Source organism: Paenibacillus sp. UNC496MF (assembly GCF_900113915.1).
GTDB lineage: Bacteria > Bacillota > Bacilli > Paenibacillales > Paenibacillaceae > Paenibacillus_Z > Paenibacillus_Z artemisiicola.
In genome coordinates this window covers 772,674-783,711 of the sequence record NZ_FORE01000005.1, presented here as the reverse complement: position 1 = coordinate 783,711, position 11,038 = coordinate 772,674, and the positions used below count along the sequence as shown (strand labels likewise).

The window sequence follows — 11,038 nt, the reverse complement described above, 5'->3', positions numbered from 1 at the left end:
CGCTCGGCCGGGTCATGCTGCACCTGCAGAAGGCGACGGGCGGCGAGGTGCGGTTCAACGGCCGGGACATTCAGCAGGTCGGCCCGGGCGAGCTGCGGGCGCTGCGGGAAGAGATGCAGATCATCTTCCAGGATCCGATGGGCTCGCTGAATCCGCGCTTCCTGGTGCGGGACCTGATCGGCGAGCCGCTGAAGCTTCACCGCCGGATGTCGGCCTCCGACATCGACGACCGGGTCGTGGAGTTGATGGAGCTGGTCGGGCTCGACGTGACGCGGCGCAACCGCTACCCGCACGAGTTCTCGGGCGGGCAGCGGCAGCGGATCGGGATCGCGCGTGCGATCGCGCTCAATCCGAAGTTCATCGTGGCGGACGAATCGGTGTCGGCGCTGGACGTGAGCGTGCAGTCGCAGGTGCTGAACCTGATGATGAAGCTGCAGCGGGAGCTGGGCTTGACGTACCTGTTCATCGCGCACGGGCTGAACGTGGTCCGGCACGTCTCGAACCGGGTCGGGGTCATGTACCTGGGCAAGCTGGTGGAGGTGGCGCCGGCGGACGAGCTGTTCGCGCGGCCGGCGCATCCGTACACGCAGGCGCTCATGTCGGCGATTCCGCAGCCGTCGCCGGGACGCCAACGGGACCGGGTGGCGCTGCAGGGCGAGGTGCCGTCGCCGGTCAATCCGCCGTCCGGCTGCCGGTTCCACCCGCGCTGTCCGTTCGCGCAGGCGCGCTGCAAGGCGGAGGAGCCGCTGGCCCGGCCGGTCGGACTCGACCGCGAGGTCGCCTGCCATTTTCCGCTGACTTCCTGAAACCCGCGCCGGGTTTCATACGGTTTGAACGATTCGAAGCGGCTGTCCGAACGGGCGGCCGCTTTTTCGCGCTTGGGTTCGCGAGCTTTGTAAAATATTCGCGAATTCTGAAACGAGGCCGAAGGATTATTCGTATTGGCGACTAATGGATTATATAGTAGATAAATACGCATTATTGGAGGAACCCCGTTCATGTTAACCGAAACGGAATCGAACGAAAGCTTCTGGCAGCTCGTCAAGAAAGGAAACAAATCATCCGCGATAGCCATGGGAGGCAACGCGGTCATTGCCGCGGTGAAGGGCATCGTCGCCTCGATGAGCGGGAGCAGCGCCTTGTTCGCCTCCGCCATGCACTCGTTTGCCGACACGATCAATCAAGGCTTCGTCTTCGTCGGCAGCGTCCTCTCCGAGAGGGCCCCGACGCGCAAATTCCCGACCGGCTTCGGCCGGGTCATCAATATTTTTTGCATGGTCGCCGTCATCGTGGTCACCATCATGGCGTACGAGACGATTCTTGAAGGCTGGCACAGCCTGTCGAATCACGAAGGCGGGAGCAAAAGCCTGTGGCTCAGCATTGCCGTGCTGCTGCTGAATTTGGCGGTGGACGGAAGCATATTGGTCAAGGCGATGAAAGAAATCACGCACGAGGCCCGCGTCGAAGCGAAGGGCTTCGGCATCGTGGGGGCCGCGTTCAAATCGGTGGGCCGCGCGGCGCCTCCGACGCGTCTGGTGTTCTACGAAGACTTGGTCGCCGTATCCGGCGCGGGGCTTGCGCTGGCGGCGATCGTCATCACCGCGCTGACGGATAAGCCCGTCGCGGACGGCGTGGCGACCATCTTGATCGGCGTCCTGATGCTGGTCGTGGCGTTCCGGGTCGGCTTCGACAACATGGTCGGGCTGATCGGCGTCGCGGCGCCGGAAGAAATCCAGCGCCGGGTGACGGACACGATTTTCGCCGAGCCGCGCGTCTGCGACATCAACGAGCTGCGGGTCATTCAGGAAGGCCGCTACTACCACGTGGAAGGGTTGATCGAGCTGCAGGTCGGCATGACGCTCGCGGACGCCGACGACGTGAAGTTCCGCGTGCGGGACAAGCTGCTCCAGGATCCGGATATATCGGACGTGACCTTGGGGATCATCGAAGATAACGGGGTGCGGGACTGGGTGCCGCAAACCTGATCGCATATCGCAATCGGAAGGACGGCAGGCGCCGCGGGGAGATCCCCGCGGCGTTTTGCTTCGCTCCCTTAATCGGGCGCCTTAGGTGGAAAAAGTACAAGAACTGCAGGAATGCGTTCATTGTCCGGCGCGCGCCGCTTTCGGATAATAAAGGTACATCGCGCGGCGCAGCGCATCGCGATTCAATGGACGAGGAGTGAACCGGAATGTTGACGGCCGAACAATTGGAGCAGTACCGGGAGAAGGGGTACGTCGTGCTGGAGGACGTCTTCGGCGCCGAGGAGATGGACCGCATCCGCGGCATTATCGACGCGTACGATCTGGAAGGGGAAGAAGCGCTGAAGCGCGGAAGCAAGGGGTTTAACAATATCCCGAACCAAATCAATTTCACGTGCAACCTGACGCGCCGCGACAAAGAATTGGAGTCTTTCATCGGCGACCAACGCTTCGTCGATCTGACGACCGGCGTGCTCGGCCCGGACATCCGGCTGTATTGGGACCAGTCGGTGTACAAGCGCCCCGAGGCGAAGCGCGATTTTCCGTGGCATCAGGACAACGGCTACGTGCCGACGGATCCGGTGGAATACATGACCTGCTGGCTCGCGCTCGACGACGCGACGGTCGAGAACGGCTGCATCTGGATTCAGCCGGGCTCGCATCATCAGGGCTATATCGAACACGTCAAGACCGACACCGGCTGGCAGTGCTACTTCGGCGAGGATCCGGGCATGCCCGTCCCGCTGCGCAAGGGCAGCATGGCGGTGTTCTCTTCGCTGCTGCTTCACCGCAGCACGCCGAACCAAAGCGACGGCACGCGCAAAGCGTACGTCATCCAGTACTCCGTGGACGGCGCCCGCAACCCGGTAACCGGCACCGTGTTCGACAACGGACCGTTGATCGCCAAAGACGGCCGGGCGCTGTTGGCGTGAGGGCGGTCATCGTGTGCTGCTTGCGGAATTTGCAGGAGAACCGGCACGGCGACCTGCTCGACGAGCTGGCGGAAGCCGGACACGACGTCTCGCTCGCGCACTGCTTGCACCAATGCGCGGGCTGCCGCAGAGGACCCGCCCTGGAGAAGGACGGCATCTGGCACGGCGCGTCCGACAAGGAGGCGCTGCGCCTGGCGATCGGGTTCTACGCGGAGCCGGACGAGAACCGGCTGCCGGACCGGCGCAAGCCGGATTGAATCCGCCGCTCCATCCCGATCGCGGCCTCGCCCGACGCGACTTCGCTCGTTGAACGCCGAAAAACCGAACGCCGAAGCGCCGAACGCCGGATAGGCGTAACGCGCCGCCCGTGGTACACTGAATAAAAACCACCGAGACGGGGAATGCGCGCATGGCGAAGGCATTGGCGGGAACGACGCTCGAGCAGTGGCAGGTCAACGTGTATCAGGTCGACGAGGGCATTTACGAGAAGCTGAACCATGAGCACATCGTCTATCCCAATTGGATCGTCAGCCATGTCGCAGACGGGCATGTATGGACGACGACGAACGGCGAGCGGCACGAGGCGCGCGAAGGAGGGGTCATGCTGCACCCTCCTTTTTTGCCGTTCTCCGAAACGTCGGAGGGGCCGGGGCGGCACGAGTGGCTGTCGGTGCAAATCCAAACCAGCTATAACCTGGACTTGTTCCAGCTGTATCCGGTGCAGCCGGTCGTGCGGCTGCTCGACCCGGAGGCGTTCAGCGCGGCGTTCCGCTCGCTGCTCCGGACATGGCGGGGGGAAGGGCCCTTCAGGGACGTCGCGCTGACCGCGGACATGCTCCGGCTCGCGGCGCTGATCCTGGAGAGCTGGGACGCGAACGGGCGGCAGGCGAGAAGCGGGGCATATACGGCGAAGTACGACCGCTTCTTCCCGATCATCCGGTTCATGGCCGATCATATGGAGCGGAAGCTGTCGCGCGACATGCTGGCCGGGCAGGTGCACCTGAACACGAATTATTTCGACCGGGCGTTCCATGAAGCGTACGGCATCAATCCGATGCAGATGCTGCGCCAAATGCGGCTCAGCAAGGCGAAGCGGCTGCTGGAGACGACGGAGGAGCCGCTCAGCGAGGTGGCGCAGCGGTGCGGCATGGGGGACGCGGCCTACCTGAGCCGCCAGTTCGCCAAGACGTTCGGGCTGACGCCGGGCAAGTACAAGGCGATGATCCGCTCGGCGCAGACGAATTTCATGGCCGCCAAGGAGTAGCGCCTCCGCCGGCCGGCGGCCGCCGCGCCGCCGCCGACACGCCGGCTGCGGGCGCTGCCGCTGCGCGCCAGAAAGCAAACGGCAAAAAACCGTCCCGGATAATCCGGGACGGTTTTCCGCATGCCGAAGTTCGGCGATTATTGTTGGGATGCGAGGTGCTCGGCGAGACGTTCCCACGTTTCGGCGATGCCTTGCTCCATGCCCATTTCGACGACTTGGCGCAGCGCTTCCTCGGATTCGTAGGTCGAACGGCTGACCAGCAGCGTGGAGCCGCCGCGGTCCTCGAACGTCATCGTAATGCGCGAGGACGGCATGCCCGGCGTCTCGTTGCCCTCGGCGTCAGAGAAGTAATCGGTGTACACGATTTTCTCCGCGTTCACGATTTCCTCGTAGATCGCTTTGCCCCACGATTCCATGCCGTAGAAATCCCCTTGCCGCTCGTCGAAGCATTTCATGCAGTAGTGCCAAATGCCGCCTTCGCGGAAGTCGACGTTGCAGACCGTCAGCTCCCAGCCGCGCGGACCCCACCACCGCTTCAGATGTTCGGCTTCGGAAAACGCCTTGAATACCAGCTCCCGGGGCGCCTTGAACTCCCGCTCCAAAATAAAATCGCGTCCCTCGATCGTCGTCGTCAGTTGATTCGCCATGCCTGATTCCTCCTCGAATAATGGTAATAGCAGGTTTTCCTCGGTCAGAACCCGCGCGGTGCGTTTGAGGCGAGCGGGTTGCGTTCACGGCCGCCTGACAGCGAGCGCGGCATCGCCCGTTTCGTTTGTTTGTCTCGTCGGTCCTGCTTGCATTTAGAATATACCCAAAAGGGAATATTCCTGTCAAGGAATATTTATCGATTTTCCGTTTCTTTATCTTTCGGACAAGCTTTGCTTGATCTTGCCCATGCCGAAAGAATAGGATTGACAGCAAACGGGAATCACGCTAATCTCATTATGTAAACATTATGTAATCGATTACGTAAACGATTACATGTCGAGGTTATTCAGAGGTGAATGAAGCTTGTCGAAAGCAACGATCAAACAAGTCGCGGCCGAAGCCGAGGTGTCGACGGCCACCGTCTCCCGCGTGTTGAACGAAAGCGGCTACGTCAGCCCGGAAGTCAAGGAGCGCGTGTTCGGCGCCATCGCCAAGCTGAACTACCAGCCGAGCGCGATCGCCCGGAGCCTGAAGCAGGATAAGACGTTCATGATCGGCGTCGTCGTGCCGGATATTTCCAACCCGTACTTCATGGGCATTTCGAGAGGCATCGAGGACGTCGTCGGGCCGGAAGGCTTCCAGCTCCTCTTCTGCAGCTCCGACGAATCGCCGGAGAAGGAGGCGCGCCTGCTCCAATTGCTCTACGAGAAGCGCGTGGACGCGATCGTGCTGGCGACGTCCGGCGGCAACGCGGCGCGTATCGGCGCTTTGGCCGCGAGCGGACAGCCCGTCGTGCTCGTCGACCGGAGACTGGAGACGGACGAGGACGCGCCGCCGCTTGATCTGGTCGCGGAGGACAACGCGCAGAGCGCGTACGAATTGACGAAGGCGCTGCTCGACCGCGGCCATGTCCGCATCGGCGTCGTGAACGGCCTGACCCGGGTCAGCACGGGGCGGGAGCGTCTGGAAGGGGTGCTTCGGGCGATGAAGGAGCGCGGCCTGGAGGACCGGCTGCTCGTCTACAGCGGGGACTTCTCGACGGACGGCGGCGTGCGGGCGGTGCAGCGGTTTCTGCGGGAGAAGGAGCGGCCGACGGCCGTCGTGTCGCTGAACAACCGGATGAGCCACGGCGTGCTGCTGGAGCTCGTGCGCTGCGGGCTGCGCATTCCGGGCGACATGGCGGTCGCGTCCTACGGCGAGGTCGAGGCCGGACAGCTGCTAAAGGAGCCCGGACTGTTTTATCTCGATCAGGCGCCTTACGACATGGGGCTCAAGGCGGGCGAGATCCTGCTGCGCCGCATCCGGAAGGAAGACGGCCCGGCCGAGCCGTTCAACGAGATTTTCCATCACGAAGTCAAGCAAATCCGCTAATCCCGCTTAATCCATTACGCATGAAAGAGGGAATGAACATGGACATCCATATCGGCAACCGGCTGCAGGGCAGCCTGCCCAAAATCGGCATCCGGCCGATCATCGACGGCCGCCGCGGCGGCATCCGCGAATCGCTGGAGGACGTGACGATGGAGATGGCGCGCAGCGCCGCCGCTTTCCTGTCGGAGAACCTGACGCACAGCAACGGCCTTCCGGTGGAATGCGTCGTGGCCGACACCTGCATCGGCGGCGTGGCGGAAGCGGCGAGAGCGGAGGAGAAGTTCGCGCGCGAAGGGGTCGGCCTCACGATCTCGGTCACGCCGTCCTGGTGCTACCCGACCGAAACGATGGACACCCATCCGTCGCGGCCGAAGGCGGTCTGGGGCTTCAACGGCACGGAACGTCCGGGGGCCGTCTATCTGGCCGCGGTGCTGGGCGCCCACAACCAGAAGGGGCTGCCGGCCTTCTCCATCTACGGCCGCGACGTGCAGGACATCGGCGACGCGACGATCGCGCCGGACGTGCGGGCGAAGCTGCTGCAGTTCGCCAAGGCCGGTCTCGCGGTGGCGACGATGCAGGGCAAATCGTACCTGTCGATGGGCTCGGTGTCCATGGGCATCGCGGGCTGCATCGTCGACGAGACGTTCTTCCAGCGCTACCTCGGCATCCGCAACGAATACGTGGACATGACGGAGTTCGTGCGCCGCATGGAGCTCGGCATCTACGACCAGGCCGAATATGAAAGCGCATTAGCGTGGGCGAAGGCGAACTGCAACGAAGGCGACGAGGTCAATCCGGTGCATTTGCAACGGACCGCGGAGCAGAAAGCCGGAGACTGGGAGACCGTCGTGAAAATGACGCTGATCGCGCGCGACCTGATGATCGGCAATCCGAAGCTGAACGAGATCGGCTACGGCGAGGAAGCGCTCGGCCATAACGCCATCGCGGCAGGCTTCCAGGGCCAGCGCGCCTGGACGGACTTCTTCCCGAACGGCGATTTCATGGAAGCGATGCTGACCTCCTCGTTCGACTGGAACGGCATCCGCGAGCCGTTCATGCTGGCGACGGAGAACGATACGCTGAACGGCGTCACGATGCTGTTCGGTCATTTGCTGACGAACGCGGCGCAAATTTTCGCCGACGTGCGCACGTATTGGAGCCCGGACGCGGTGGAGCGCGTAACCGGATACCGGCTGGAGGGCAGCGCGGCGAACGGCATCATCCATCTCATCAATTCCGGTCCCGCGGCGCTCGACGGCACGGGCCGCCAGACGATCGGCGGCGAGCCGGCGATGAAGCCGTTCTGGGACATCACCGAGCAGGAGGTCCGGGACTGCCTCGCGGCGACGAAATGGAGCCCGGCGGTCGACTTCTTCCGCGGCGGCGGCTTCTCGACGGACTTCACGACGCGCGCCGGCATGCCGGTCACGATGGCGCGGATCAACCTCGTCGCGGGCCTCGGCCCCGTGCTGCAGCTGGCGGAAGGCTACACGGTCGAGCTGCCGGACGAGGTGCACGACAAGCTCGATCAGCGGAGCAACCCGACCTGGCCGACGACCTGGTTCGTGCCGAACCTGACGGGCGAAGGGCTGTTCAAGGACGTGTACACCGTCATGAACAATTGGGGCTCCAACCATGCGGCGGTCAGCTACGGCCACGTCGGCGGCGAGCTCATCACGCTGGCGTCCATGCTGCGCATCCCGGTCAGCATGCATAACGTCGCCGAGGACCGCGTCTTCCGTCCGAGCATGTGGAGCGCGTTCGGCGGCATGGATCCGGTCGGCGCGGACTTCCGGGCCTGCCAAGCGCTCGGCCCGCTGTACAAGTAATCGCGCGGGAGCGGCAGCGATCCGCGTCGGGGAATCGCGCGGTAACGGCAATCGCCCGGCAATCGCCTTGATTCCCCATCGCATCCCGCACGCTCGCGGCGCGGCCGTCCGGCCGCGCCGCGTTCGTTTGACGGGACGCTGGACCTTCTGTAACATCCATCCCTTATCGGAAAGCGACGGTGCGAATGATGATCGACTCGAAACGAACGGTTGACGCGAACCCGGAGAACGGGCTTCGCACGTATCCCGGCGACGCCGGGGAAGCGCTCTTCCCGCTCGGCGGAATCGGCACGGGCAACATCTCGCTCGGCAGCCGCGGCGAGCTGCGGGACTGGGAAATCTTCAACCTGCCGGCCAAGGGCGCGCAGATGCCGAACACCTTCTTCGCGATCCGCGTGGCGCCGGAGGGCGGCGAGCCGGTCGCGCGCGTCCTCGAATCGCGTCTGCGGCCGCCCCACGCGCTGTCGCACGGCTACCATCCGCTCTCGGGCGCGGGGCTGCCGCGTCTCGCGGAATCCGAGCTGATCGGCACGTATCCGATGGCGCGCGTCGTCTTCCGCGACGACGACCTGCCGGTGCGCGTGGAGCTCGAGGCGTTCACGCCGATGATGCCGCTCGACCCGGAGAACTCCGGCATCCCCGCCGCTTCGCTCACGTATACGGTGACGAATACGGGCGACCGCCCGGCGGAGGTCGTGATCGCGGGCTCGCTCATCAACCCCGTCGGCGGCCTGACCTACGACAAGTTCGGCAATCTGCATTACGCGATGCCGTGCGGCCGGAACGTGAACGCGTTCCGGCAGGATACGGACGTCTCGGGCCTCCGTTTCTCCTCCGAGAAGTGGGCGCCCGGCCACTTGAACTACGGCAGCCTGTCGCTCATGACCACGGCGCCGCAGTTGACCGTCAAGCGGGCGTGGCTGCGCGGCGCGTGGTTCGATTTTCTGCAGGAGTTCTGGGACGACTTCGCCTCGGACGGCCGGCTTACGGATCTCGGCTACGAGGATCCGTCGGAGGAGCATAAGACCGACACGGGCTCCCTCGGCATCGTGGAGACGCTGCAGCCGGGCGAGACGAAGACGTTTCCGTTCGCGCTGGCGTGGTACTTCCCGAACCGGATGAACGGCTGGCACGAAGGCACGAGGGATACGCGGCCGGGACGCGAGACGATCCGCAACCATTACGCGACGCGCTTCGCGGATTCGTGGGAAGCGGGCGCTTACCTGCTGAACCGGATGGCGGACCTGCGCGGGCGGACGGAAGCGTTCCGCGACGCGCTGTTCGGCTCGACGCTTCCTTCGTACGTCGTCGACGCGCTCGCCGGCAACATGCCGGTGCTGCGGAGCACGACCTGCTTCTGGCTCGAGAACGGCAAGTTTCTCGGCTTCGAGGGGACGTTCGACGACGGCGGCTCCTGCGAGGGAAGCTGCACGCACGTCTGGAATTACGAGCAGACGCTGGCGTTCCTGTACCCGTCGCTCGAACGGTCCATGCGCCGGATCGAGTTCCTCGAGGAGACCGACGACGCCGGCAAAATGGCGTTCCGCGCCGTGCGGATGTTCGGCTGCGAATGGCGGTGGGGCGGCAAGGCCGGCCCGGCGGCGGCCGACGGCCAGCTCGGCTCCGTCATGCGCCTCTACCGGGAATGGAAGCTGTCCGGCGACGGCGCGTTCCTGCGCGAGCTGTGGCCGCACGCGAAGCGCGCGCTCGATTTCGCGCTCCCGCACTGGGATCTCGACGGCGACGCCGTCCTGGACGGGGAGCAGCACAACACGTACGACATCGAATTTTACGGCCCGAATCCGCTGACCGGCTTCATGCTGCTCGGCGCGCTGAAGGCCGGGGAAGCGATGGCCCGCGAAGCGGGCGACGGCGAAGCGGCGGACGGGTACGCCCGGACCGGCGCGGCCAGCGCGAAGCGGCTCGGCGAGCTGACGTGGAACGGGGAGTATTTCGTGCAGGCGCTGGCGGACGTCGACGCGCACAAGTACCAGCACGGCGCCGGCTGCCTGTCGGACCAGCTCCTCGGCCAGCAGCTGGCCTATCTGTACGGGCTCGGCGCGCTCCTGGAAGAGGACGACCGGCTGAAGAGCGCGATCCATGCCGTGTACCGGCACAACTTCCGCGCCGATTTCAAGGATCACGTCAACTGCCAGCGGACGTACGCCCTGCACGACGAGCGGGGGCTCGTGCTCTGCTCCTGGCCGAACGGCGGCCGGCCGAAGCTGCCGTTCGTCTATTCCGACGAAGTGTGGACCGGCATCGAATACCATGTGGCGACCAATCTGATCTACGAGGGCTTCGTCGAGGAAGGGCTGACGATCGTGAAGGCGGTCCGCGACCGGCAGGACGGCTACCGGCGCAGCCCGTGGAACGAGGTGGAATGCGGCCATCATTACGCGCGGTCGATGTCGAGTTGGGGCTTGCTCGTCGCGCTGACCGGTTTCCGCTTCGACATGGCGGCGGGCGTCATGTCGTTCGCGCCCGCGACGGAAGCGGACGATTACGCGGCGTTCTGGAGCACGGGCAAAGGCTGGGGCGTGTACCGCGAGTTCATCGATCCGTCGGACGGCCGCCCGGCGTTCGCCGTGGACGTGCTCGGCGGCGACATGAGCGGCGTGACCGTGCAGGCGCGCGGCAGGACGATCGTGCTGTAATGGCGCCGCGCGGGAGCGGGCGGGTGGACGGCGCGCCGCCGTCCGCGCCCGCGGCGCTTGCTTGATGCCGCAAGCCGTTGAGTAACGTCGGCAGGCGGCGAGGACACGGACCGGTTCCCGGCGCCGCTGCCGGGGACTTTTTTTGCGCGCGCAGCCGTTCGCGGCTCCGGTCCGCGCGCGGGCCGTCCGGACGCGGCCTGGCCGGCGGGCCGCGACAAGCGCGCCGGCCGGTCGCCTCCCGCCGCCGCCGAGTTCGCGCAAGATCGTGCAAGATCGCGCCGCGCGTGGACAAGCCGGCGTCCCAGCCCGTATAATCGTCCAGGAAAGCGTTTTATCCTATCATCTTCATCTATCA

9 protein-coding genes are annotated in these 11,038 nt (G+C 64.8%); 8 read left to right on the top strand and 1 reads right to left on the bottom strand.

The window, feature by feature from the left end:
• The 5 genes from BMZ79_RS08635 to BMZ79_RS08615 all read left to right on the top strand — a co-directional run.
• A partial coding sequence (locus tag BMZ79_RS08635) for an ABC transporter ATP-binding protein (RefSeq protein WP_090638800.1) occupies positions 1-806 on the top strand: 806 nt, incomplete at its 5' end.
• A 192-nt stretch (positions 807-998) separates the two neighbouring features.
• Positions 999-1,985 (top strand): cation diffusion facilitator family transporter, encoded by a 987-nt coding sequence (locus tag BMZ79_RS08630; protein ID WP_090638671.1) that lies wholly within the window; start codon positions 999-1,001, stop codon positions 1,983-1,985.
• Positions 1,986-2,191: 206 nt separating this feature from the next.
• Entirely contained in the window at positions 2,192-2,914 is a 723-nt protein-coding gene (locus BMZ79_RS08625) for a phytanoyl-CoA dioxygenase family protein (RefSeq protein ID WP_090638668.1), read from the top strand.
• 20 nt (positions 2,915-2,934) lie between these two features.
• A complete protein-coding gene (locus BMZ79_RS08620; protein ID WP_256252605.1) occupies positions 2,935-3,171 on the top strand; it encodes a hypothetical protein in 237 nt (78 codons plus the stop codon).
• A gap of 152 nt (positions 3,172-3,323) precedes the next feature.
• Positions 3,324-4,178, top strand: a complete 855-nt coding sequence (locus BMZ79_RS08615) for an AraC family transcriptional regulator (RefSeq protein WP_090638663.1) — start codon at positions 3,324-3,326, stop codon at positions 4,176-4,178.
• Positions 4,179-4,315: 137 nt separating this feature from the next.
• Here the strand turns inward: BMZ79_RS08615 and BMZ79_RS08610 are convergent, their stop codons facing one another.
• Positions 4,316-4,825: an SRPBCC domain-containing protein gene (locus tag BMZ79_RS08610; protein WP_090638661.1), complete on the bottom strand. Its 510-nt coding sequence runs from the start codon at positions 4,823-4,825 to the stop codon at positions 4,316-4,318.
• A 364-nt stretch (positions 4,826-5,189) separates the two neighbouring features.
• Here BMZ79_RS08610 and BMZ79_RS08605 point away from each other — a divergent pair, with 364 nt between their 5' ends.
• The 3 genes from BMZ79_RS08605 (at position 5,190) to BMZ79_RS08595 (ending at position 10,683) form a co-directional block, all read left to right on the top strand.
• Complete coding sequence (locus BMZ79_RS08605) at positions 5,190-6,197, top strand: LacI family DNA-binding transcriptional regulator (RefSeq protein WP_090638658.1); 1,008 nt, start codon at positions 5,190-5,192, stop codon at positions 6,195-6,197.
• Positions 6,198-6,217: 20 nt separating this feature from the next.
• Positions 6,218-8,026, top strand: a complete 1,809-nt coding sequence (locus tag BMZ79_RS08600; RefSeq protein WP_371263653.1) for an L-fucose isomerase — start codon at positions 6,218-6,220, stop codon at positions 8,024-8,026.
• A 185-nt stretch (positions 8,027-8,211) separates the two neighbouring features.
• Positions 8,212-10,683, top strand: coding sequence for a GH116 family glycosyl-hydrolase (locus tag BMZ79_RS08595; RefSeq protein WP_218154669.1), 2,472 nt, complete (start codon positions 8,212-8,214; stop codon positions 10,681-10,683).
• Positions 10,684-11,038 lie beyond the last annotated feature (355 nt).